This is a genomic window from Streptomyces aurantiaciflavus, from assembly GCF_049808595.1.
Classification (GTDB): domain Bacteria; phylum Actinomycetota; class Actinomycetes; order Streptomycetales; family Streptomycetaceae; genus Streptomyces.
Map to the genome: position 1 here is coordinate 15,163 of NZ_JBNCAQ010000048.1, position 22,378 is coordinate 37,540.

The following is a 22,378-nucleotide window of genomic DNA, read 5'->3' on the forward strand; positions in this document are numbered from 1 at the left end:
ACGGCGGCGGAGCGTGGCGGACGTCAGCCGAAGCGCTCGATGCGGATCCGGTCCACCGGCTGCCCCGCCTCGACCAGCAGCCGCGACGCGTGCTCGGCGAACCCGTTGGATCCGCACACGTACGCCTCCCAGCCGCCCGTCGGCCGCTCGGCCAGCAGCGGCGCCAGATGCGCGGCGGTCAGCCGGCCCACGGGCACGCCCTCGGGCGCGCTGCGGGTGAACACGGGCGTGGTCTCCGCGCCGTACTCGCCCGCGTAGATCAGCTCCTGCGGGCCGCGCGCGGACACCAGCAGCCGCAGCGGCACGGCGAGGCCCCGCGCCCGGTGGTGGCGCACCATCGACATCAGCGGGACGACCCCGGAGCCGGCGCCGACCAGCAGCGCCGGCCGGTCACCGGGCCAGGCGAAGAAGCCGCTCAGCGGGCCGCGCACCTCGACCTCGTCCCCCGGCTTCGCGACGGTGTGGAACCAGCCGGAGACCTCGCCGTCGGGCACGTGGTCCAAGGTCAGCTCGATGTGCCCGGAGTCGTCGGGCGCGGACGCGATCGAGTAGTGGCGCTGGGCCGTGTAGCCGTCCTCGGCGGTCAGCCGCAGCATCAGGTGCTGCCCCGGCAGGTGCCCCGCCCACCGCGGGACCGCGAAGCGGAAGGTGGCCGCGTTCGGGGTCTCGCGGCGGATCTCGGTCAGCGTGGCCGTCTGCCACTCCGCCGCCGCCTGCTCGCTGACCGCGATACGGCCCGGCACGGCGAACCGGGTCGGGGGAGTGAAGGCCCCGGGAGCGAAGGTCTCAGTCACCGGAGTACCTCTGCTCCTCCCAGGGGTTGCCCCTCGCGTGGTAGCCGTTCTGCTCCCAGAAGCCGGGCTCGTCGTGGTCGAGGAGACGCAGACCCGCGATCCACTTGGCGCTCTTCCAGAAGTACAGGTGGGGCACCAGCAGCCGCGCCGGGCCACCGTGCTCGGGAGCGAGCGGCGCACCGTCGTACGCGAAGGCGATCCAGGCGCGCCCGCCGGTCAGGTCCGCGAGCGGGAGGTTGGTGGTGTACCCGGTGTGGGAGTAGGCGACGGCGTGGGTCGCGGCGGCCCGCGGCCGGACCTCGTCCAGGAAGGCGTCCAGCGACACGCCCCCGAACCGCACCCCGAACTTCGACCAGCTGGTCACGCAGTGGATGTCGCCCTCGTACGCGGAGGCCGGCAGCGCGTGCGCCTGCGCCCAGTCCCAGGTGCGCGGCCGCTCGACCAGCCCGTCGATCCGGAAGGTCCAGTCGGCGGGCGCGAGGTCGGGTGTGACCTCCGCGGACAGCACGGGCCAGTCGTCGCCCGCGTCGTACTGGCCGGGCGGCAGCCCCGGGTTGTCGACGCGGGGGCGTCCGGTGAAGCCTCGGGTGACGTTCATGTGGGTCCAGCGTGAGGATGACGATCGTTTACGCGGTCCACCGTACGTGCCCGCCGGCCCTGCTCTCCGGCCGGGCCCGCCCCTCGATCATTAAGCCCGTATGAACTCTCCCGCGCCCCGGGAATAGCCGCCCGTCACTCCCTCCTTGCAGCAGTCGTCGCGGACCCGGCGGTCCGGCGGCTACGAAGGAGAGGGGAAGCAATGCCGAAGACGTACGTCTTCACACGGTACGACGGTCCGCAGACCGAGGCGCCCGTCGACGGGGACCGGTCCCGCCCGGAGCGGGCCGGCGGGAACCTGCGCGAGGCCGAGGGCGGCCACGCCCGTGGCAAGGTCGCCATCGAGAGCGGGGCCGAGATATGAGCCACGCGGCATCCGAGCCCACATCCGGGCTCGCGCAGGCGTCTGGGCTCACGCCAGCCTCCGGGTTCACGCAGGCCTCCGGGGCCGCGCCGGCCTCCGGGGCCGCCTTCGCGCCGGGGCCCGCCCGGTCCGTTCCGGTGTCGGAGTCCGCCTCCGCGCCCGCCCGGTCCGCGTCCCGGCACGTTCTCGACCATCCCGCGCTGGCCTCCCTCACCGGCCCGCACGCCCGGTTCGCCGAGCGGCGGGGGCGGGTTCTGCGCTATCCCGTCGACGTGTCTCCCTGGCTCGCCCTGCCCGAGGAGCCGGACGCCGGTGACTGGGCGGATCTCGCGGCGCTCGCCGGGCCGGGTGCGGAGGTCGCGCTGCCCGGGTTCCGGGGCGAGGTCCCGCCGGACTGGGAGATCACCCTGCGTATCGAGGGGGTGCAGTTGGTGGACGACGGGCTGGCCGCCGCACCGGACCCGGAGGCGGTCCGCCTCGGTCCCGCCGACGTCCCCGAGATGCTGGACCTGGTCGCCCGCACCCGGCCCGGCCCCTTCGAGCCACGCACCATCGAGCTCGGCACCTACCTCGGCATCCGCCGCGACGGCGCCCTCGTCGCCATGGCGGGCGAACGCCTCCACCCGCCCGGCTGGACCGAGATCAGCGCCGTCTGCACCGACCCGGCCGTCCGTGGCCAGGGTCTCGCCACCCGCCTGGTCCTGGCCGTCGCCCACGGCATCCGCGCACGCGGCGAAACCCCCTTCCTCCATACCGGCGCCGCCAACACCAACGCCATCCGCCTCTACGAGTCGCTGGGCTTCCGTCTGCGCCGCAGGACGATGTTCCTGGCGGCCCGGGTGCCACAGCGGCTGGGGGAGGGGCGGGAGCCGGTGCCGGTGGGGTGAAGCCCACCGGTCAGGGCGGGGAAACAGGGGTGTTGGGGTAGGGTGGCGGTCGGCTGTGGAGGTCCCCAGCCGTGTGCGACCCGGGGAGGTGAGACCCATTACCGCAGTGTCAGGTCGGGTGCTCTCACCTCAGAACGGCGCGGATCGCCGCCGGTAGGCGACCGCGAGAGCGCCCTTCGGCTTCCGAAAGGCTCTCGGCTTCCATGCCCCCACTGTCTCCTTCCTCCTCTTCCTCACCCTCCCCTTTCTCCGCCTCGTCCCTCTCCCGTGACGCCGTCGTCGGCGCGCTGCGCGCCGCCGGGTGCGTCTTCGCCGAGGACGAGGCGGAGTTGATCCTCGCCGCCGCCCCTGCCCCGGACGAGCTCGCCGCCATGGTGGAGCGCCGTGTGGCGGGCCTTCCCCTGGAACTCGTCGTCGGCTGGGCCGAGTTCCACGGCCTGCGCGTCGTCGTCGAACCGGGCGTCTTCGTGCCCCGCCGCCGCACCGAGTTCCTCGTCACCCAGGCACTCGCCCACGCCCCGCACGCGTCCGTCGTCGTGGACCTGTGCTGCGGCTCGGGCGCGGTCGGCGCGGCCCTGGCCGCGGCGCTCGGCCAAGTCGAGCTGCACGCCGCCGACATCGAGCCGGCCGCGGTGCGCTGCGCCCGGCGCAATGTGTCCCCCTACGGCGGACACGTCCACGCGGGCGACCTGTTCGAGGCGCTCCCCGGCCAACTGCGCGGTCGTGTCGACGTCCTGGCCGCCAACGTGCCCTACGTCCCCACCGGCGAGGTCCCCCTGCTGCCCGCCGAGGCACGCGACCACGAGCCCCTCACCGCCCTCGACGGTGGCGCCGACGGACTCGACGTGCTGCGCCGGGTCGCCGCCGGGGCGGCGCGATGGCTCGCGCCGGGCGGCTGCCTCCTCGTCGAGACCAGCGAACGCCAGGCGCCGGACGCCGTCGAGGCGTTCACCCGCGGCGGCCTGACGACCCGTCTGGCCGTGGACGAGGAGCTGTACGCCCACGTGGTGATCGGGACCAGGGAGTAGCGGTCAGGTCGTGGCGCCGCTGCCCGAGGGGCTGGGTGAGCGGTCGTCACGGCCCCACGGCCCGTGCCCCGGGAAGCCGAACCGCCGGTCGCCCGGGGCCTTGTCCCCGACTGTGCCGGACGCGACCCGGTCGGCCGTCCGCGTGTCACCGGAACGGGACCCGGCGACGTACACGGTGTCGCCCTTCTTCAGGGCGTCCGCCCCGGAGGAGGAGTCGCCGTCGGCGAACACCTTCGTGTCCTTGTCCACCGTCCATGTCCACGAGGTGCCGTCCTCGCTCCTGACGGTCACCCGGTCGCCGTCGGTCTTCTCGACGGTGCCCCGCTGCCAGACCCGGACGACCCACGTGCCGGTGTCGCGGTCCTTCACGGTCGCCTCGCCGTGCACGGCCTCGCCGCCGAGGCGCGACCACGGGCCGCCGCGGCCGCCCTGCCGGTCGCCGGGCCCGTCATGGGACGCCGAGGCCGACGGGGATCCGCCGGCCGTGGCATCGGAGGACCCTCCCGAGGTCGCGGCGTACGCGACGGTGCCGCCGAGCGCCAGAACGGCCACGGTGGTGGCCGCGATCACCGCGCGCCCGCGGGCCGACCGCCGCTGCCACAGCGCGCGCAGTGACGTGCGCCGCGGTTCCTCTCCGCCCGGGCCCGAGAGCACCTCGACCGTATCCGGGTCGTCCATATCCCTCACTCTCCTCAGCCACGAGGGAACACGCCTTGCTGTGATTGTGTGAGGCGCCCGGTAAGGAGCGGGTAACGACTTGCTGTGAGTTTCCGCCCGTCGGGTCCGGGCGGCGACGACACCGTTCTCCCGGGACACTAGCGGGGGAGAACGGCGTCACGCGGCGCCCCGCGTCAGGCGACGGCGTCGACGGAGCCGTCCGGAGCCCTGGGCGGCCGCGCCCTCCTAGGGCGTGTTAGGCACAACCGGGCACTCGGCCGGAGCAGTTGCCGGGCTTGTTCAGCTTGATCCCGCCGCCCTTGAGCGTCACCACCGCGCCGGGCCAGTTGTGGATGCCGCCGCCGCGTCCGCTGGCACGGTTGTCCGATACCGTCGTGTGGTCCAGCGTCAGGCGGGCGGTGTCCGTCTGCGGTTCCTGCTCGTTGTTGAGGCCGCCGCCGTTGCGGCCCGCCCGGTTCCTCAGGACCTTGCTGTTCTTCAGCGTCGCGGTGCCTTCGTTGTTGAAGGCGCCGGCGTCGTGTCCCGCCTGGTTGGAGACGAAGGAGGTGCGCTGGACGTCCACCGTCCCGTCCTCGCTGTTGGCCAGGCCGCCGCCTTCCATGGCGGCCCAGTTCTCGGTGATCGTGCTGTCCCTGATCGTGGCGTGTCCGTAGGTGTTGATGCCGCCGCCGTCGTCCTCACGGGCCTCGTTGTTCGCGATGCGACTGCCCTCGACGATCAGCCTGCCCTCGTTCAGGATGCCGCCGCCGTCCTCGTCGGCGGTGTTGCCGGCCACCGTGGTGTTCGTGAGGCGGAGGGTGCCCGACGCGTTGTTGTTGAGACCGCCGCCGTCGCCGATGAACCGCGGGGGTTTGCTGGCCACGTTCGTCAGGACGCGGCTGTTGACGAGGGTGGCGCGGCCGCCCTCGTTGGAGATGCCACCGCCCCGGCCGGTGGCGTAGTTGCCGGCGACCGTGCTGTGTTCCAACCGCAGCGTGCCCTTGTTCCTGATCCCGCCGCCGTTGCCGATGATGAGGCCGCCCTCCACCGTGGCGCTCCGCAGTGTGAGGCTGCCGCCGGTCGCGACGGTGAGCAGGCGGAAACGTGCGGCGGCGTGGTGCGAGGAGCGGACCAGGGCCGAATCCTGACCCATGATGGTGACTTTGCCGGTGATGAGGGGCAGGGCGTTGCCCGAGTTGTTGAAGTCGTCCGTGAAGCGATAGGTGCAGCGCTTCGCCAGGGTGACCACACCGCCGTGTGCGTTCGCCCGGCCCACGGCGGCGATCAGACCGGCGGCGTCACCGCACGCGACACTCGTGTTCGCCTGCTGTGCCACGGCCGGTGGTGCCGTCGTCGCCACTCCGAGGCTTGCCACCAGCGCGGACCCGGCCACCACGAGACACTTCTTCATGGGTGTTTCTTCCTCTCGGTTCAAACGAGCCCGCCCGCCTGCGCCTCCGTACAGCCGAAGAGGAGGTAAGGGAACCGCACCAGGGGCGCGCCGTGTCGACGCGTCAGACCTAACACCTGTGCCCGGCGCATCCCCGCAGCTCCGGTTGGAAGTTCGCAATTCCATACGAACGGAGGTCATCAAGCCCCGCTGCTGGTGTGGTCACTCCCGGGCCCGGGCCACGAGCAGCGCCACGTCGTCGTGGTTGTCGGGGTGGTGCAGTGCGCTCAGGAGCAGATCGCACATCTCCTCCAGCGGGCGGGCCGGGTCGTCGAGGAGGGCGAGCAGCGCGTCCAGGCGCTCGTCGAGGGAGTGGCGGCGGGTCTCGACCAGGCCGTCCGTGTACAGCACGAGTTGGTCGCCGGGGGCGAAGTCGACGTCGGTCGTGGAGAACGCCACACCGCCCACGCCCAGCGGGGCCCCGGTGGGCAGGTCGAGCAGCTCCGGCGGGCGGCCGGGGCGTACCCGCGCGGGCGGCAGGTGCCCGGCGTTGGCGATCCGGCACCGGCCGAGACGGGGGTCGTGGACGGCGTACACGCAGGTGGCGATGGAGTGGTCCAGGCCCGAGGTGATCCGGTCGAGGTGCTCCAGGAGCACCGCCGGGTCGAGGTCCAGGGAGGCCAGGGTGGTCGTCGCGGTGCGCAGCCGGCCCATGGTGGCGGCGGCGTCGATGCCGCTGCCCATCACGTCGCCGACGACGAGCGCGGTCTTGCCGCCCTCCAGCGGGATGACGTCGAACCAGTCACCGCCCACCTCGGTGGTGGCCCCGGCCGGCTGGTAGCGGGAGGCCACCTCCAGGCCCCCGGTGACCGGCGGATGGCTCGGCAGCAGGCTGCGCTGGAGGGTGAGGGCGGTGCTGCGGGCGTTCTGGTACCAGCGGGCGTTGTCGATCTGCACGGCCGCGCGGGCGGCCAGCTCGCGGGCGAGCACCAGGTCGTCCCGGTCGAAGGGCGCGGGGTTGCGGGTCCGTTTGAGGTCGAGGGCGCCCAGTACCTCGCCCCGGGCGATGAGGGGCACCGCCAGATACGAGTGGACGCCCGCCTGCTCCAGCAGCCCGGCCGCCTCCGCGGAACGGGCGATGCGTGCCAGGTCCTCGTCCTTGACCTGCGCCACCATGACCGGCTGGCCGGTGCGCACGCACTCGGTCACGAGGCGGTCGGGCGCGTAGCGGGTGGTCTCGCCGGGCGGATCGGCCGCGTCCAGCGCGTCCGGCCCGTCGGCGGCCCGGACCGCCAGCGTGCGGATCACGGCCGGTTCCGCGGGTCCGAGGCTGCTGCGCCGGCCCGCGACCACCGCGTCGAGAAGGTCCACGGTGGCGACGTCGGCCAGTTCCGGCACGGCGACGTCGGCCAGTTCCCGGGCGGTCTGTTCGAGGTCCAGGGTCGTTCCGATCCGGGCGGAGGCGTCGGCGACCAGGGCCAGGCGGCGACGCGCGGCCTCGGTCTCGACGCCCGCCCGGTACTGGTCGGTGACGTCGAGGACGGAGAAGGCCACGCCCAGCACGGTGCCGCGGGAGTCCTCCAGGCGGTACAGCGAGAGCGACCACGCGTGGTCCTCGTGGGGGTCGGCGGGGGTGCGTCCGACGGTGGACCGGTCGAGGATCGGCACACCGGTCCGCAGCACCTCACAGGCCGCCGACTCGAGGGCCTCCGTGTCCAGCATGGGGAACAGCTCGCGGACCGTCCGGCCCACGTGCTCCTCCGCGGGGACGCCGTTGATCCGTTCCAGCGCGGGGTTGACCGTGACGTACCGCAACCGGGTGTCCAGGACGGCGAAGCCGATGGGGGACTGGGTGACCATCCGCGTCGACAGGGCCACGTCCCGCTCCAGCCGGCGCACCGTCGACTGGTCGGTGGCCAGACCCAGGGCGTAGACCTCGCCCTGGTCGTCCTCGAGCCGCATGTTGCGGAACTCCACGAGCCGTGTGCTGCCGTCCTTGCACCGGATGGGGAACGCGCCCGCCCAGCTGCGGCCGGTGGCCATCACGTCCGTGAACAGCTTCACGACCAGGTCGAAGTGCCGCTCGTGGACCATCACATGCGCCGCGTACCGGCCCAGCGCCTCCTGCGCCGAGTAGCCGAAGAGCTCCTCGGCCTGCGGGCTCCACAGCACGATGCGGCCGTCGGTGTCGAGCACCACCGAGGCCACGTTCAGTACGTCCAGCAGCCCGCTGGGACCTGTGGGCCCGCCGCCTTCGGCCGCGGCCGCCCCGACTGCACTCATGCCACGCTTCGCCTCCGAAGGTCGACGCGGCACGCCTTCCCCCGTGCCGACTCCCCCTGTTCCATCGCGCACAACCGTCTTCTCCCATGCCTGGGGCCCGTCTTCCATGCTCCTCCAGTACGGCGCCGCCCGCCGTTCTCCTCACGGTTCACACCCGTCCATGAAATTGGTCTGTACATGACCATCCAACTTGGACACACTGTCGGCCGAGCGCGCACCCGCCCCCCGACCGAGGAGACCCATGCCCCTGCGCCCTGCCCGGCGACGCCGTCACGTGGCCCGTACCGTCCGCGCCGCCCTGGTCGCGCTGGCCACCGCGACCGTCGCCGCCCTCAGCGCCGCCCCGCCCGCCGCGGCCGCCGACACCTGGACCGAGGTCGGCTCCGACCGGGCCGACCCGCTGACCGAGAGCCAGGGCCTGACCTCGGTGGAGGTCCCGGTGAACAGCGCCAACCGCTACACCGGCATCGGCACCATCCCCCTCGGGGTGAGCACCCGCGGCTGGAACCACGTCGGCGACCCCGACGCCTCCTACGACGGCTACTACGTCGAGCCCTACCAGCGGGACTCGGGCACCGCGAAGATGTTCCGGGTGCAGGCGCCCGGCGGCGCCTGGTCGGAGTACGTCCACACGCTCAGCTCCGGCGAGGCCCTCAACAACTCCTGGGTGGCGATCGCGCCCGCCGGTCGGTGGATGCTGTCGGGTGAGTGGGGCACCATCACCCGGCTGCTCGTCTTCCCGACCCCCGGCGTCAACCCGGCCACCTCGCCCTCGGCGAACCTGCCGCAGGCGTCCACCGTGCGCCTCGACCGCCCCGTACGCGACGTCCAGGGCTGCGACTTCACCGGCCCGACCACCCTCCTGTGCTCCTCCGACGACCCCGCGGGCACGCTGTTCGGCATCACCAAGCCCCTCCTGCGGATCGACCTGTCCGCCGAACCGAACGGCACCTCTGACGTGACCGGCCATGTCACCGCCCTGCGCCAGCTGCCGCTGCGCAGTTCCTGCTCGGGCGCCTTCGAGACGGAGGGCATCGACTACGACCGCCGCACCGCGACCCTGCGGGTGATCGTCATCTCGCCCGGGTTCTGTGTGCTGACGGACAGCAGGACGTACCGCTTCACGCGGAGCTGACCCGTCGCTGGTCCCGCCCGGAAAGTGGTGCTTTTCTTGGGATGTGGCGCGGTTCGCGGGGAACCCGCGACACCGCGCCATCGCCATGAGAGGAGCGATCACGATGGACCGTGAGCGACCGCACGAGGAGTCCGTCTCCGTCGAGATCAGCGGATGCAGCAAGGAGGACGCCCGGATCGTGTTCGACGCGCTGTGCACGTGCTTCGAGTCCGACCGCTGCGCCGACGACGTGCCCGAGCAGCTCCACGAGACCCGCCCGATGGTGTGGCTCGGCACCTTCGAGGTCACCGACACCCACGCGTGCCCGCCGCCCGCCCGGCTCTCGTCCTCCGTCGAGGCCGACGCACAGGGCGGCTACTGGGCGATCGACCGGCTCCGCAAGACGCTGGACTCGCTGTTCGCGGTGCGCGACCTCACTTCGGCCTCCGGGGACCAGGAGAGGGAACTGCACGTCCTGCTCGAAAGCCGGTGACCTGCGGCACACACCCTCCGGCTCATTCTGCAACTAGTTGCATAATCCGTGCGCGGCCTCTAGAACTACAGGGGACGACACCGCGCACGGAGGCCTGCCATGAGCCGTTACCCCCACCTGCTGAGCCCGCTGGACCTCGGCTTCACCACGCTGCCCAACCGCGTCCTCATGGGCTCGATGCACGTCGGCCTGGAGGAGGCCGAGGGGGGCTTCGCACGCATGGCGGAGTTCTACGCCGCCCGCGCGCGCGGGGGAGTCGGCCTGATCGTCACCGGCGGCATCGCCCCCAACGACGAGGGCCGGCCGAAGGAGGGCGGCGCCAAGCTCACCACGGACGCCGAGGCCGAGCAGCACCGGACGGTCACCGAGGCCGTGCACCGCGAGGGCGGCCGCATAGCCCTGCAGATCCTCCACTTCGGCCGCTACGCCTACCACCGCGACCTGGTCGCCCCCAGCCCGCTGCAGGCGCCCATCAGCCCCTTCCCGCCCCGCGAACTGACCGACGCCGACATCGAGCGCACCATCGACGACTACGCTCGCACCGCCCGCCTCGCCCGGCAGGCCGGCTACGACGGCGTGGAGATCATGGGCTCCGAGGGCTACCTCATCAACGAGTTCGTCGCCGCCCCGACCAACCACCGCACCGACCGCTGGGGCGGCTCCTACGAGAACCGGATGCGCTTTCCCGTCGAGATCGTGCGACGGGTGCGTGAGGCGGTCGGCGAGGACTTCGTCATCATCTACCGGCTGTCGATGCTCGATCTCGTGCCCGGCGGCTCGACGCTGGACGAGGTCGTCACCCTCGCGCAGGCCGTCGAGGCCGCCGGAGCGACCCTCATCAACACCGGCATCGGCTGGCACGAGGCCCGCATCCCCACCATCGCCACCTCCGTGCCGCGCGGTGCCTACACCTGGGTGACGAAGAAGCTCATGGGCGCCGTCTCGGTGCCGCTCATCACCACCAACCGTATCAACACCCCCGAACTCGCCGAGCAGTTGCTCGCCGACGGCTGCGCGGACATGGTCTCGATGGCCCGCCCGATGCTCGCCGACCCCGACTTCGTGAACAAGGCCGCCGCCGGCACGCCCGAGGCCATCAACACCTGCATCGGCTGCAACCAGGCCTGCCTCGACCACTCCTTCAGCGGGCAGATCACCTCCTGCCTGGTCAACCCGCGCGCCTGCCACGAGACCGAGCTGGTCCTCTCCCCGACGCGCCTGCGCAAGCGGGTGGCGGTCGTCGGCGCGGGCCCGGCGGGCCTCGCGTGTGCCGTCAGCGCGGCCGAACGCGGTCATGACGTCACCCTCTTCGACGCCGCCGGCGAGATCGGCGGTCAGCTCAACGTCGCCCGCAAGGTCCCCGGCAAGCAGGAGTTCGACGAGACGCTGCGCTACTTCCGCCACCAGCTGGACGCCCACGGCGTGGACGTACGGCTGAACACACCTGTGGCGGCGGGCGACCTGGCGGGCTACGACGAGGTCGTCGTCGCCACCGGCGTGACCCCCCGCACCCCCGACATCCCCGGCGTCGACCACCCGAGCGTCGTCGGCTACCTCGACGTGCTGCGCGACGGCGCGCCCGTCGGCGACCGTGTCGCGATCCTCGGCGCCGGCGGCATCGGCTTCGACGTCGCCGAGTTCCTCACCGACGGCGGCGACAAGGCGAGCGAGGACCCCGCCACGTACTTCCGCCACTGGGGCGTCGACATGGACTACGCGGCCCCCGGCGGCCTCGCCGCACCCGAGCGGCCCGCCCCGCCGCGCACCGTCCATCTGCTCCAGCGCAAGGCCGGCAAGGTCGGCGCGGGCCTCGGCAGGACCACCGGCTGGATCCACCGCACCGAGCTCAAGCACCGGGGCGTGACGATGGTCCCGGGCGTGCGCTACGACCGGATCGACGACGCCGGAGTGCACATCACCGTCGGCGAGGAGAGCAGGGTCCTGGAGGTCGACACCGTCGTGCTGTGCACCGGCCAGGAACCGCGCCGCGACCTGTACGAGGAGCTGATCGCCGCCGGGGTGAGCGCGCACCTCGTCGGCGGCGCCGACGTGGCCGCCGAACTGGACGCCAAGCGCGCCGTCAAGCAGGGAACGGAGCTGGCGGCGGCGCTGTAGGGCCGTACAGCCACCTCCCTAGGATGAGCCCATGTCACTCCCGCACGCGATCCTCACCGCTCTGCTAGAGAAGCCGTCGTCGGGGCTGGATCTGACCCGCCGCTTCGACAAGTCGATCGGCTACTTCTGGTCGGCGACGCACCAGCAGATCTACCGCGAGCTGGGAAAACTGGAGGCCGAGGGCTTCATCCGCGCCCTGCCGGCGGAGCAGCCGGCCCGCGGGCAGCGCAAGAGCTACGAGGTCCTGCCCGCGGGCCGCGCCGAACTGCGCCGGTGGACGGCCGCGGCGCAGGACCCCAAGCCCCACCGCGACGCGCTGCTGCTGCGGCTGCGCGCCGCCGCCGTCGTCGGCACCGCCGGCCTCGAAGCCGACCTGCGCCGCCATCTCGACCTGCACCGGCGCCAGTTGGCGGAGTACGAGGAGATCGAGAAGCGCGACTTCCCGCCCGGCGACGACAGCGCGCAGGCCAGGCTGCAGCACCTGGTCCTGCGCGCGGGCATCGAACTCGAGACGTTCTGGATCCAGTGGCTCACCGAGGCCCTGGAGGAGCTGCCCGGACCGGCCGAACAGGCGTCCTAGAACCGGTACGGCTTCGAGCGGCGGCGCAGGAACCAGACCGCCGCGATGACGCCCGACCCCACCAGGACGCCGCCGATCGCCAGGGTGACCGTGCCGTAGTCGCGGACCGCTCCGCCCACGCCGCCCAGGACCCCGCGCGTGGGCGAGGCCGTCGAGGAGATCGTCGAGTCGGACGAGTCGGACGAGGTGGCCGGGTTGGACGAGGTGGACACGATCACCGACTGGGTGCCGGCGGTGGTGCCGTTCGAGCACACGACGACCACCGTGTACGTGCCCGGGCTGACGCCCGACCAGGCGGCGGACTGGCTGACGGTCGTGCCGGACAGCGCCACCTGGCGCCCCTGGGAGAAGCTCGTCTGGCCGCTGCTGAGCAGGGCCCCCGAGCCCCAGCTGCCGTTGATCTGGGCGCAGGCGCTGGTCACCACGGACACCGTGGAGCCGGTGGTGCTCACCGAGATGCCCGAGACCCGAGCGGCGGCCGGCTGGGCGGTCACGGCGAGCGGAAGCGCGGCGGCGGCTGCCACGGTCAGTCCGGTACGGATGAGAAGACGTGAAGTGCGCATCGGATGTCCTCCGGCGGCGGCACGGTTGGCGGTACATCCCTTGCGCCGCCGAGGATCGGGTACGCCCGTGCTGCCTCAGGGGCAGCCAACGCGCCCGCGGACCGCCCCGCACTCCGGCCGCCGCCGACCGGGTGAAGCGTTCCCCCGAACGGCCCCGTCCGCAGGGCGGCGCGTCAGGACCGGGCGCCCGTCGTCACCGCCCGTTCCGCCGAGTACGCGCCCCACGTCCCGTCCGGCAGCCGGGCCCGCAGCCGCACCCGATGGCCGACCCCGGCCTCCCGGCCCACGTAGAAGGTGTACGCGGCCTTCTCGCGCGGCGCCGTACCGCCCCACACGAGCGAGGTGGCCGGCTGCCCGTCGAGCTGGATCTGGTACTCCGTGACCACGCCGTCCACGCGCGGCGGCACCCAGACCAGGTCGAGGTAGTACGCCCCGCCGGCCTGCCGGGTCGTCGCCCGGAACCCTGTCGGCGCGGTGTCCCGCCCCTCGCCGGCGCCGGGTGCGGTGGCGAGACGCACGGGCGTGCCGGCGGGCGAGAGGTTGCCGGCCGCGTCCCGCGCCCGCACGGTGAAGGTGTAGCGGGTGCCCGGCCGCAGCCCCGTGACCACCGTCGTCGTCCGGCCCCCGCCCACGCTGTGGATCTTCGTCCCGCCCTGGTAGACGTCGTACGACACCACCTCGCGGTCGTCCGTGGACGCCGACCAGGACAGCTGGACCGCCCGGCTCCCGGCGGCCCGGCCGACGCCGCCGCCCGGCCGGGTCGGGGCCGAGCGGTCGGCCGCGAGCGCCGCCGGAGTCGTCGCCCGTACCTCCCGGCTGCGCGGCCCGAGCCGGCCCTCCCCGTCGCGGGCGCGGACGGTGAAGACGTACGTGGTGGACGGCGCCAGGCGGGTGACGTCCAGCATGCGCGCGGAGGCGGACACCTCCCCGACCTTCGCGGCGCCCCGGAAGACCTCGTACGCGCTGACCTCGGGGACGGCGTTCCACATCACGTGCACACTGGTCGCGCTCCCCGCCTCCGCGGTGACCCCGGTGGGGGCGCCGGGTGCCCGCCCCTCGTCACCGCCGCCCGGAGCCGCGCATCCGCAGCACACCGCCAGCACCCCTGCGCACAGCACGACGCGTCGCACGGCCTCGCCTCCCGGCCCGGCACCACGGCAATGGTCCGGACCAATATGACCTGTCGGTGTGAGCACATCAAGAGGGCGGCGCGGTGGGGCCCGGTGTTGGTGGACGGTCCGGGGAGTTTCGTATGCTGAGGCTCCTCACGGCTGAACTCTCCCTGAGGGCTCGGGAGTTCCTGCCGGTGGCGCGGACCGCTGTCGTCGCTGATCCCGCGCCTGCGGGGCGGCCGGGCGGCCGGCGCCGAGACGCGCGCCGGTCCCCGGCCCGTGTCGCACCGCCGCAAGCGGTGCACCGTACGGCCCCCTCGGGGTGGCCCCGGGAGGGGACCGGCACCAGATTGGGCCAGTACTCGTCCCCGTCCCTCACGAGAGGCTTCCTCATCGTGCCTGTCCGGTACCTGGCCCCGGCCGCGGCCGGCCTCGCCCTCCTGGCCCCGGCCGCCTCCCCGGGCGCTCCGTGGGAGCCGGTCGCGCGGCACGAGGGCTCCGTGCGCGCCGCCGACCTGCTGGCCCGGGTGCGGGACTGCGCTCCCGTCTCCCGCGGCGGCTACCGCACCGATGCCGGCCGGCCCGCCACGATCCCGGTCTGCGGAACCGAAGAAGCGGTCTTCTGGAAGGCCGACATGGACATCGCCTGCGACGGCCGTCCCGGCACCCACTGCAACAGCGCCACCGACCCCGCGTTCTGGCCGGCCACCGCCTTCACCCAGTCCGACGGCCGTTACCTGAGCGCCGAGGACCTGCCGTACATCGTCGTCCCCGGGGTGAGCGACATCTGGAACCACCGCGACCACGGCGTGCGCGGAGGCGCGGTCGCGGCCGTCCTCTACCAGGACCGCGTCCAGTACGCGGTCGTCGGTGACGTCGGACCGCAGGAGATCATCGGCGAGGCCTCGTACGCCACCGCCCAGGCGCTCGGCATCCACCCCGACCCACGCGGCGGCGGCGTACCGTCCGGCGTCACCTACATCGTCTTCAGGAACTCCCGAGCCGCGCCCATCGAGAGCCACGCGTCCGCCGTCGAGGTGGGGGAGCGGCTGGCGCTGCTGTTCGTGCGGGGCGAGGCGGACGGGGTGCGGCGGTCGGGGGTGCCCCTGGGCGGTCAGCCGTTTTTTCGAGGCGAGGCGGAGGCCGGATGAGAGGGCGGGCCACCGGGGACCGCGGCGGCCCACCGGGTGGCCGGACGGCCCGGGTGGGCGGCCGAGGGGCCGTCCGGCGTCCGGGGCCTCAGACCGCCGACCAGCCGTCGTCGACGGGCAGGATCACACCGTCGACGTTGCTCGCCGCGTCCGAGGCGAGGAACATCGGCGCGGCCCACCTGAGCGGAGATCGCACGGCCAGGCGGGCGAGACGCCTCCGCCGGCTCCGCTCGGGGCATTGAAGCGACCTGCCCGAAGCGGGGGCGCACAGGGTACACGCCCCGCCGCTCCGGCCGGGTGAGGGAGGGACCTCCCTGAGGCAGGGGCGCCTTTTGGGCGAAACACCCCCGCCGGCTTCCTGGCGGAGCGTCCCCGCCGCCCCCGCGGGGCCGTTGGAGGGCTTGCCCGGGGCGGGGGCAGACCTCTCCGGGTGGGTGCACGCTTCCGCCGGTTCCTGGGGCGGTGGCAGGGCCTGCTCCAGGCGGTCACCTCTCCTGAGGCGAGCGTGTCCCGCCACCGCGCCGGTCGGGCCCGCGCGGGGCGGCGCCGGAGCCCGACCGGGCGTCGGTCACACCTTCCGGTAGGTGTACGCCTCCGCGGCCGCCGCCACCACCGCGTCGAGGTCGGCTCCCGTCGCCGCCGTGACGACCGCGGCCACCGCGCCCTCCACGAACGGCGCGTCCACGAGCCGGGTGCCCTCGGGCAGTTCGTCGCCCTCGGCGAGCAGCGCCTTCACGGTGAGCACGGCACTGCCGAGGTCCGCGAGGACGGCGACCCCGGCACCTCGGTCCACCGAGGCGGCAGCGGCGGCGATCAGCTCCGCGCTCGTCCCCAGCCCACCCCCCTCCGTGCCGCCCGCCGGAGCGACGGGCACGGCGGTCCCGCCCCCCGCGAGGTCCCGCGCCAACTCGGCGACCGAGGCCGCGACCTGCGCGCTGTGCGACACGAGCACGATCCCGACCGGCCTGTCGTCACTCACCGGCGGCCTCCGCGAGGCCCGCGACCAGCAGTGCCGCCGAGGTGGCGCCCGGATCCTGGTGCCCGATGCTGCGCTCGCCCAGATAGCTCGCCCGGCCCTTGCGGGCCTGAAGGGGCGTCGTGGCGAGGGCGCCCTGCTCGGCGGCGGTCCGCGCCGCGCCGAACCCGTCGCCCAGGGCGTCCACGGCGGGCACCAGCGCGTCGATCATGGTCTTGTCGCCCGGCGCGGCCCCGCCGAGCTGCATCACCGCGTCCACTCCCGCGCGCAACGCCTCCGCCAACTGCTCCTCGCTCACCTCGGCCGCCTCCCCGAGCGCCTTCCCGGTACGCCGCAGCAGCGTGCCGTACAGGGGTCCCGACGCCCCGCCGACGGTGGAGATGAGCCGGCGTCCGGCGAGGACGAGGACGGCACCGGGCGTCGCGGGCGCCTCCTCCTTCAGGGCGGCGCTCACGGAAGTGAAGCCCCGCTGGAGGTTGCTGCCGTGGTCGGCGTCCCCGATGGGCGAGTCGAGGGCGGTGAGCCGCTCCGCCTCACGGTCGACGGACGCGGCGGTCACCGCCATCCAGCGGCGGAAGAAATCGGCGTCGAGCACAGGAACTCCTTGCCTGGTAGATACGTCGGGCGCGGTGCGTACGCCCCCGCGTCACATGCCCCACCGCAGCCCGGGCGTCTTCACCGGCGCGTCCCACAACCGCAACAGCTCCTCGTCGATCTGGCACAGGGTCACCGAGGCACCGGCCATGTCGAGCGACGTCACGTAGTTGCCGACGAGCGTACGGGCGACGGCCACCCCCCGCTCGGCCAGCACCCGCTGCACCTCGGCGTTGAAGCCGTACAGCTCCAGCAGCGGCGTCCCACCCATGCCGTTGACCAGCACGAGGACGGGGTTGCGCGGCGACATGTCCTCCAGGATGGCGTGCACCGCGAAGTCCGCGATCTCGCCGGACGTCATCATGGCCCGCCGCTCCCGCCCCGGCTCGCCGTGGATGCCGATGCCCAGCTCCAGCTCACCGGGGGGCAGGTCGAAGGTCGGGCTGCCCTTGGCGGGCGTCGTGCACGCGCTGAGCGCGACCCCGAAACTGCGCGCGTTCTCGTTGACCTGTCGAGCGATCGCCTCGACCTGCTCCAGGGGCTGCCCCTCCTCGGCCGCGGCCCCCGCGATCTTCTCCACGAACAGCGTCGCGCCGGTACCGCGGCGCCCGGCGGTGTACAGACTGTCGGTCACGGCGACGTCGTCGTTCACCAGCACCTTCGCGATCCGGATGCCCTCGTCCTCGGCGAGCTCGGCGGCCATGTCGAAGTTGAGGACGTCGCCGGTGTAGTTCTTCACGACGAACAGCACCCCCGCGCCGCTGTCGACGGCGGCCGCGGCCCGCGCCATCTGATCGGGCACGGGAGAGGTGAAGACCTCCCCCGGACAGGCCGCCGAGAGCATCCCGGGCCCCACGAATCCGCCGTGCAGCGGCTCGTGCCCGGACCCGCCCCCCGACACCAGCCCCACCTTCCCGGCCACCGGGGCGTCCCGCCGCACGATCACCCGGTTCTCGACGTCGACGGTCAGCTCGGGATGAGCGGCGGCCATACCGCGCAGGGCGTCCGCGACCACGGATTCCGGGACGTTGATGAGCATCCTCATGGGTACCTCCTGGTGAGACTGGCGTCAGGCGGGGCCCGACGCGCCGGTCGAAGGATCACAAGCCGCTCTCGGAAGTATCGACGCTGATCGAGCGCGGGTCACCTGTGCGGACGCCGACGGGGGCCTTCTCCGGGCTGCCGGAGGCCGCGCGTGCACGGCGTGGGAGCGACCCGCACCGTGCATCACCCCAGGCCGGGGCCCTCGACCGGGTGAACGTGGCCCATGGGGGTGAACATTCCCCGCCCCTCGGACGAAGCACGTCGACGCCGCATTACTTATGACGTTTTTTTCGTCAGATTTGCTGAGCACACCATCTCAGGGAATTGGAGGAAGAGGTGCGCTCACTCACTTCCCGCAACCGTTGGGTCGCCCGAAGTTCACTGGCTCTGGCGGCGACGCTGAGCCTTCTCCCGGTGACCACGGCGCACGGACAGGAGAACCGACCGGAGGCCAAGGCCGCGACTCCGGTCAAGCAATACGGAAAGATCCGCGTCTGCGGTACGCAGCTGTGTTCCGAATCCGGCAAACCGGTTCAGCTGCGAGGCCTGAGTTCGCACGGTACCCAGTGGTTCGCCCACTGCCTGAGCGACCGCGCCATGGACGTCCTGGCGAACGACTGGAAGGCGAGCGTCGTACGCGTCGCGACGTACGCCCGTCAGGGCGGGTACGAGACGAATCCGAAGAAGTACACCGACCTGGTGCACCGGCTGATCGAGCGGGCGAGCGCCCGCGGCATGTACGTCATCGTCGACTGGCACATGGTCAACCCCGGCGACCCGAACAAGGACTTCGAGAACGCGAAGAAGTTCTTCAAGGAGATCGCCGGGCGGCACAAGCAGCGGAACAACGTGATCTACGAGATCGCCAACGAGCCCCACGGCGTGAACTGGCCGACCATCAAGAGGTACTCGGAGAAGATCATCCCGGTGATCCGCTCCCAGGATCCCGACAGCGTGGTCCTCGTCCCGACACCCGGCTGGGCCACGTTCAGCGCGTCCGAGGGCTCCAACGAGCGGACGGTCGTCAACAACCCCGTCGCCGCGAAGAACATCATGTACACCTTCCACTTCTACGCGCGCGTGGCGGCGGAGGGATACATGCAGATCCTGGACCGTGCCTCGGCCAGACTCCCGGTGTTCGTCACCGAGTGGGGCATCGCGTCGTGGACGGGATACGGCAGCGACTTCCCCACGGCCCAGAAGTGGGTCGACCTGATGGCCAGGAAGAAGATCAGCTGGACGAACTGGAGCCTCTCCGACGACGACCGGGAACACTCGGTGTTCAAGAAGGGCACCTGCCGCACCGGCAACTTCGCCGCCGCCGACGCTCTCACCCGGAGCGGGGCCTGGATCCGTGCACGGATCAGGGGCTGAGGCCGTGCACACCGTCATGCCCTCCCGGAGGACCACGATCCGCGCCGGGGCAGCCGTGGCCGCCGCGGCCGGACTGCTGGTCCCGCTGACGGCGACCGGGAACGCGGCGCAGGTCCCGTCCGCTTCCGCCGCCATGGCGCCCTCAGGGATCAGGACCATTTCCTCCGGGTGGAACAACCCCTGGGGTGTGAGCTGGCTGCCGGACGGTTCGGCGCTGATCAACGAACGGGACTCGCGCAAGATCTTCAAGGTCACCCGGTCCGGTGCCAGAACCCAGGTCCCCACCGATGTCACCGCTTTCCGCAGCGGGGACTCGCTGCTGGGGATCGCGGTCTCACCCGACTGGCGACAGGACCACCACGTCTTCGTCTACCACGGGGCCAAGGACGGCATCCGGGTCGCCCGGATGACCTACGACGGTGCGAGGCTCACCGGCTACAAGAAACTCGTCACCGGCATCAAGAGAGGCCTGCACAACGGCGGCCGTATCAAGTTCGGCCCCGACGGCTTCCTCTACGTCACCACCGGGGACGCCGACAAGGCCGGTGACGCGCAGGACAGGAACTCCCTCAACGGCAAGATCCTGCGCATGACCAAGGACGGCAGGCCGGCGCCGGGCAACCCCTTCGGCACGCTCGTCTACTCCTACGGCCACCGCAACCCCGAAGGCATCGCCTGGGACGCGCAGGGCCGCCTGTGGGAGACCGAGATCGGCAACAGCACGTACGACGAGCTGAACCGCATCAGGCCCGGCGGGAACTACGGCTGGCCCGCCTGCGAGGGGACCTGCGCCAAAGCCGGCCTGACCGACCCCGAGCGCAAGTGGCATCCCGCCGATGCCGTGCCGAGCGGCCTGGCCCACGCCGACGGCGCCCTGTACGCCGCCGCGCTGAGAGGACAGCGGCTGTGGCGCGTCCCGGTCGCCGGCCTCCACGCCGGCACTCCGGTCGCGTACTACACCAAGGGCTTCGGCCGGCTGCGGGACGTCGTGAAGGTCCCGGGCAGGAACGCCCTGTGGATCACCACCGACAAGGCGGGCAAGAACGCGGACAGGGTGCTCCAGGTCGAGCTCAAGTGACCAGAGGCGCCAGGTAGCCGTCGTTCGAGCAAAAGGAGAGAGGTCCTCAGAGCCCCCGCCCGGGCTCTGAGGACCTCTTTGCGTTTCACAGTCCCCCGAGATTCTCCGCGGGCTCCAGCACCTTTCTCCGCGCGGCGGCGGGCACGCGGGCCGCGGCGGTCTCCCGTGGCGGGACGAGGACCCGGCCGACGATCGCGGCGTAGAACAGGCCGGAGGCCAGCACCAGGCTGAAGTCCGGCGGGTACAGGGTCAGCGTGCGCCAGGTCGCGGCGCTCACCCACACGAGTGCCGTTCCGCCGTTCCAGACCCAGACACCGATCCAGAAGCGCCTGTTCGTGCTCCTGCCCGCGGACGCCGAGCCGGTCGGCCGCCAGGACTGGCGCCTGCCGCGCACGATGTCCCAGATGGCGAACAGGTGCGCCCAGCCGTACATCAGGCGCACGGCCCATGCGTCGAGCCGATAGGCGCATCTGTGCCACAACGGGAAGATCAGCACCGTGTAGACGACGCTGGGAAGGACCAGCAGCAGGTACTCGACCTTCAGCTTCTCCGGCATGGCCACCAGCAGGACGATCGGCACCAGCGGCGCCACGAAGGTGAACAGTGCCGTGTGGAGGTAGTAGAAGAAGCCCGAGATGTAGCAGAGCCGGGTGGTCAGCCTGAGCTTCGTGTCCCAGAACTTCTTGCTTCCCAGCAGGCTCATGGAGCCCGAGCACCAGCGGTACTGCTGGTGGTAGAACGCGTTCACGTTGTCGGGACAGTTGCCGGTGGCGAGCGGGATCGGCACATAGCGCAGGGACCAGCCCAGACGCCGCAGGTCGAAGCCCGTGTGCACGTCCTCGGAGTGCTCGATCAGCGTGGTACCGCCGTTGGCCTCCAGAGCCGTCCGCCGGTACACGGCGCAGCTCCCCACACAGATGGCGCCACCATGGCGCTGACGGGAAACCTGGACCGCCCGGTAGAAGAGCTCCTGGACGGAACCCGCACCGCGCTCGATCCAGGTCTGGCGGCCGAGCACGCGGAAGTACTGCGGAGACTGGACGATGCCGATCTCCGGGTCACGCTCCATGTACGGCAGCAGTTCCTCCAGCAGATCCGCCCGGGGGGCGAAGTCGGCGTCGAGGATGAGGATGTACTCCTCGTCGGAGATGCTCAGCCCGTAGTGCAGGTTGCCGGCCTTCTTGAACCAGCCCCGGTTGGGCCGGGTCCCGTAGACGAAGCCGAACCTCTCGGCCAGCGCGGCGAGTTCCGGGTTGGCGGAGTCGTCGAGTACGTACGGGGTGGCCCTGCCGGGGTAGCGGTCGGCGAGCCGGCGCACATGCGTCCAGGTGTTCTCCAGTACGTCGACCGGTTCGCCGCACACCGGCAGGAAGACCGCGACCGTCGGGTACACCGGCGGACGCCAGCCCTGGACCAGTTGGCGATGGGCCTTCAGATCGAAGTCGGCCGTGAAGGCGTTCACTCGCATCGAGGTGACGTAGTAGACAACGGTGAAGACCAGGCACGGCAACAGGACGATCAGCCACGGCGAGGACTGGACCAGCTTGAACTGGCTGAAGACAAGACAGCTCATGCTGATGAGCGAGGCGGCCGTGAGTACCCAGAGGTGACGTCTGACGTAGGAGTACTTCTCCTTGTCGTCCGGAGGCTCGGGGAGTACGCAGCCGGAGGTCTGCCCGGACCGGGGGACTATCCGCTGCGCGGTCGACGACCGGATCTCCGTCACGACGGCGTCAGGGGAATCAAGGCTCATGTGGTGCTCCTCGAAGGTGGAGTGGTCACCTCCAAGCCCTAGCCAGCCCAGGCGTGACCTGCGCATTCGGCTGGGCCGATTGCTGCATGGGTCGCTCGAAGGAAGGATTCGGCGAAGTGGCACCCACCCAAGAGCGCGGGGAACTGTCCGGGCCACGGCCCGCCTCGCAGCGGGCCTTTCACGCTCTGTCAGCGGGAGTTGGGGGAGCCGGGCGGCAGCGCTTCCCTCTGCCGCCCTCCCGGCGAGCGCGTCTCGAGGAGCCGCAGACGCATCGCTCGGCGGGCCGGCCACCACGACGGTCCCGCGCGTCCTCGTGGCTGCGGAGACATGAGGGCTGAACGGCCGCTGCCGTTCGCCCGTATCCCCTGTCGTAGTCGTACGCCTGGCCGCCCCGCGCGGGCAGGCGCCCTGGACCGGACACGGAGAGGCAC

General features: G+C 72.2%; 21 protein-coding genes and 1 pseudogene. 10 read left to right on the top strand and 12 right to left on the bottom strand.

All coding sequences use genetic code 11. The features are described from left to right. Positions 1 to 23 precede the first annotated feature (23 nt). Together ACPT94_RS37925 and ACPT94_RS37930 are read right to left on the bottom strand one after the other, a co-directional pair. Positions 24 to 794 (bottom strand): ferredoxin reductase, encoded by a 771-nt coding sequence (locus ACPT94_RS37925; protein ID WP_360335655.1) that lies wholly within the window; start codon positions 792 to 794, stop codon positions 24 to 26. Beyond that, entirely contained in the window at positions 787 to 1,392 is a 606-nt protein-coding gene (locus ACPT94_RS37930; RefSeq protein ID WP_360335653.1) for a sulfite oxidase-like oxidoreductase, read from the bottom strand. The genes ACPT94_RS37925 and ACPT94_RS37930 overlap by 8 nt, the downstream gene beginning before the upstream one ends. Positions 1,393 to 1,593: 201 nt before the next feature. On the opposite strand from ACPT94_RS37930, the gene ACPT94_RS37935 reads away from it, so the two are divergent. The 3 genes from ACPT94_RS37935 (at position 1,594) to ACPT94_RS37945 (ending at position 3,670) form a co-directional block, all read left to right on the top strand. Further along, positions 1,594 to 1,755 (top strand): hypothetical protein, encoded by a 162-nt coding sequence (locus ACPT94_RS37935; protein WP_360335651.1) that lies wholly within the window; start codon positions 1,594 to 1,596, stop codon positions 1,753 to 1,755. Between the two features lie 137 nt (positions 1,756 to 1,892). After that, positions 1,893 to 2,642: a GNAT family N-acetyltransferase gene (locus ACPT94_RS37940; RefSeq protein WP_360335649.1), complete on the top strand. Its 750-nt coding sequence runs from the start codon at positions 1,893 to 1,895 to the stop codon at positions 2,640 to 2,642. Positions 2,643 to 2,845: 203 nt separating this feature from the next. After that, entirely contained in the window at positions 2,846 to 3,670 is an 825-nt protein-coding gene (locus ACPT94_RS37945; protein WP_425247887.1) for a putative protein N(5)-glutamine methyltransferase, read from the top strand. 3 nt (positions 3,671 to 3,673) lie between these two features. On the opposite strand, the gene ACPT94_RS37950 is transcribed toward ACPT94_RS37945, so the two are convergent. The 3 genes from ACPT94_RS37950 to ACPT94_RS37960 all read right to left on the bottom strand — a co-directional run bounded on the left by ACPT94_RS37950 (position 3,674) and on the right by ACPT94_RS37960 (position 8,000). Next, on the bottom strand, positions 3,674 to 4,348 hold the full coding sequence (locus ACPT94_RS37950; RefSeq protein WP_360335645.1) for a DUF5666 domain-containing protein: 675 nt from the start codon (positions 4,346 to 4,348) through the stop codon (positions 3,674 to 3,676). Positions 4,349 to 4,583: 235 nt separating this feature from the next. Continuing rightward, positions 4,584 to 5,738, bottom strand: coding sequence for a hypothetical protein (locus ACPT94_RS37955; RefSeq protein WP_360335643.1), 1,155 nt, complete (start codon positions 5,736 to 5,738; stop codon positions 4,584 to 4,586). Positions 5,739 to 5,939: 201 nt separating this feature from the next. After that, positions 5,940 to 8,000, bottom strand: a complete 2,061-nt coding sequence (locus ACPT94_RS37960; RefSeq protein ID WP_425247888.1) for a SpoIIE family protein phosphatase — start codon at positions 7,998 to 8,000, stop codon at positions 5,940 to 5,942. A 241-nt stretch (positions 8,001 to 8,241) separates the two neighbouring features. Between ACPT94_RS37960 and ACPT94_RS37965 the strand changes: the two genes are divergently transcribed. The 4 genes from ACPT94_RS37965 to ACPT94_RS37980 all read left to right on the top strand — a co-directional run bounded on the left by ACPT94_RS37965 (position 8,242) and on the right by ACPT94_RS37980 (position 12,302). Next, entirely contained in the window at positions 8,242 to 9,135 is an 894-nt protein-coding gene (locus ACPT94_RS37965) for a hypothetical protein (protein WP_425247889.1), read from the top strand. Between the two features lie 103 nt (positions 9,136 to 9,238). Next, the gene (locus tag ACPT94_RS37970; protein WP_360335637.1) at positions 9,239 to 9,607 is read left to right on the top strand and encodes a hypothetical protein; all 369 of its coding nucleotides are present in this window, start codon (positions 9,239 to 9,241) and stop codon (positions 9,605 to 9,607) included. Between the two features lie 99 nt (positions 9,608 to 9,706). After that, complete coding sequence (locus tag ACPT94_RS37975; RefSeq protein WP_425247890.1) at positions 9,707 to 11,722, top strand: FAD-dependent oxidoreductase; 2,016 nt, start codon at positions 9,707 to 9,709, stop codon at positions 11,720 to 11,722. A gap of 31 nt (positions 11,723 to 11,753) precedes the next feature. After that, positions 11,754 to 12,302, top strand: a complete 549-nt coding sequence (locus ACPT94_RS37980) for a PadR family transcriptional regulator (RefSeq protein ID WP_425247891.1) — start codon at positions 11,754 to 11,756, stop codon at positions 12,300 to 12,302. Here the strand turns inward: ACPT94_RS37980 and ACPT94_RS37985 are convergent. Next, positions 12,299 to 12,865, bottom strand: coding sequence for a hypothetical protein (locus ACPT94_RS37985; RefSeq protein ID WP_360335631.1), 567 nt, complete (start codon positions 12,863 to 12,865; stop codon positions 12,299 to 12,301). The two genes, ACPT94_RS37980 and ACPT94_RS37985, sit on opposite strands and share 4 nt — an antisense overlap. 173 nt (positions 12,866 to 13,038) lie before the next feature. After that, on the bottom strand, positions 13,039 to 13,995 hold the full coding sequence (locus ACPT94_RS37990) for a fibronectin type III domain-containing protein (RefSeq protein ID WP_425247892.1): 957 nt from the start codon (positions 13,993 to 13,995) through the stop codon (positions 13,039 to 13,041). Between the two features lie 377 nt (positions 13,996 to 14,372). Between ACPT94_RS37990 and ACPT94_RS37995 the strand changes: the two genes are divergently transcribed. Then, positions 14,373 to 15,128, top strand: coding sequence for a glycoside hydrolase family 75 protein (locus ACPT94_RS37995; protein WP_425247893.1), 756 nt, complete (start codon positions 14,373 to 14,375; stop codon positions 15,126 to 15,128). Between the two features lie 88 nt (positions 15,129 to 15,216). On the opposite strand, the pseudogene ACPT94_RS38000 reads toward ACPT94_RS37995, so the two are convergent. From ACPT94_RS38000 to dhaK, 4 genes and pseudogenes are all read right to left on the bottom strand, one after another. After that, a pseudogene (locus ACPT94_RS38000) lies at positions 15,217 to 15,303 on the bottom strand (3-ketoacyl-ACP reductase); the annotation flags it as partial. Between the two features lie 393 nt (positions 15,304 to 15,696). Beyond that, on the bottom strand, positions 15,697 to 16,107 hold the full coding sequence (locus ACPT94_RS38005; protein ID WP_360335627.1) for a PTS-dependent dihydroxyacetone kinase phosphotransferase subunit DhaM: 411 nt from the start codon (positions 16,105 to 16,107) through the stop codon (positions 15,697 to 15,699). Beyond that, positions 16,100 to 16,699, bottom strand: coding sequence for a dihydroxyacetone kinase subunit DhaL (gene dhaL, locus ACPT94_RS38010; protein ID WP_360335625.1), 600 nt, complete (start codon positions 16,697 to 16,699; stop codon positions 16,100 to 16,102). Before dhaL ends, ACPT94_RS38005 begins: the two co-directional genes overlap by 8 nt. Positions 16,700 to 16,750: 51 nt before the next feature. After that, positions 16,751 to 17,743: a dihydroxyacetone kinase subunit DhaK gene (gene dhaK, locus ACPT94_RS38015; protein WP_360335623.1), complete on the bottom strand. Its 993-nt coding sequence runs from the start codon at positions 17,741 to 17,743 to the stop codon at positions 16,751 to 16,753. A gap of 413 nt (positions 17,744 to 18,156) precedes the next feature. Here dhaK and ACPT94_RS38020 point away from each other — a divergent pair, with 413 nt between their 5' ends. After that, positions 18,157 to 19,116 (top strand): glycoside hydrolase family 5 protein, encoded by a 960-nt coding sequence (locus ACPT94_RS38020; protein ID WP_360335621.1) that lies wholly within the window; start codon positions 18,157 to 18,159, stop codon positions 19,114 to 19,116. Positions 19,117 to 19,120: 4 nt separating this feature from the next. Next, positions 19,121 to 20,194, top strand: coding sequence for a PQQ-dependent sugar dehydrogenase (locus ACPT94_RS38025; protein ID WP_425247894.1), 1,074 nt, complete (start codon positions 19,121 to 19,123; stop codon positions 20,192 to 20,194). An 85-nt stretch (positions 20,195 to 20,279) separates the two neighbouring features. Here the strand turns inward: ACPT94_RS38025 and ACPT94_RS38030 are convergent, their stop codons facing one another. Beyond that, positions 20,280 to 21,767 carry a glycosyltransferase family 2 protein gene (locus ACPT94_RS38030; protein WP_360335910.1) on the bottom strand — a complete coding sequence of 496 codons (1,488 nt, stop codon included), beginning with the start codon at positions 21,765 to 21,767 and terminating at the stop codon, positions 20,280 to 20,282. Between the last annotated feature and the right edge of the window lie 611 nt (positions 21,768 to 22,378).

Bases quoted from the DNA above. Each gene is read 5' to 3' on its own strand.
- ACPT94_RS37930 (WP_360335653.1), bottom strand. From the start codon at position 1,392: ATGAACGTCACCCGAGGCTTCACCGGACGCCCCCGCGTCGACAACCCG.
- ACPT94_RS37935 (WP_360335651.1), top strand. From the start codon at position 1,594: ATGCCGAAGACGTACGTCTTCACACGGTACGACGGTCCGCAGACCGAG.
- ACPT94_RS37945 (WP_425247887.1), top strand. From the start codon at position 2,846: ATGCCCCCACTGTCTCCTTCCTCCTCTTCCTCACCCTCCCCTTTCTCC.
- ACPT94_RS37950 (WP_360335645.1), bottom strand. From the start codon at position 4,348: ATGGACGACCCGGATACGGTCGAGGTGCTCTCGGGCCCGGGCGGAGAG.
- ACPT94_RS37955 (WP_360335643.1), bottom strand. From the start codon at position 5,738: ATGAAGAAGTGTCTCGTGGTGGCCGGGTCCGCGCTGGTGGCAAGCCTC.
- ACPT94_RS37960 (WP_425247888.1), bottom strand. From the start codon at position 8,000: ATGAGTGCAGTCGGGGCGGCCGCGGCCGAAGGCGGCGGGCCCACAGGT.
- ACPT94_RS37965 (WP_425247889.1), top strand. From the start codon at position 8,242: ATGCCCCTGCGCCCTGCCCGGCGACGCCGTCACGTGGCCCGTACCGTC.
- ACPT94_RS37970 (WP_360335637.1), top strand. From the start codon at position 9,239: ATGGACCGTGAGCGACCGCACGAGGAGTCCGTCTCCGTCGAGATCAGC.
- ACPT94_RS37975 (WP_425247890.1), top strand. From the start codon at position 9,707: ATGAGCCGTTACCCCCACCTGCTGAGCCCGCTGGACCTCGGCTTCACC.
- ACPT94_RS37980 (WP_425247891.1), top strand. From the start codon at position 11,754: ATGTCACTCCCGCACGCGATCCTCACCGCTCTGCTAGAGAAGCCGTCG.
- ACPT94_RS37985 (WP_360335631.1), bottom strand. From the start codon at position 12,865: ATGCGCACTTCACGTCTTCTCATCCGTACCGGACTGACCGTGGCAGCC.
- dhaK (WP_360335623.1), bottom strand. From the start codon at position 17,743: ATGAGGATGCTCATCAACGTCCCGGAATCCGTGGTCGCGGACGCCCTG.
- ACPT94_RS38030 (WP_360335910.1), bottom strand. From the start codon at position 21,767: ATGAGCTGTCTTGTCTTCAGCCAGTTCAAGCTGGTCCAGTCCTCGCCG.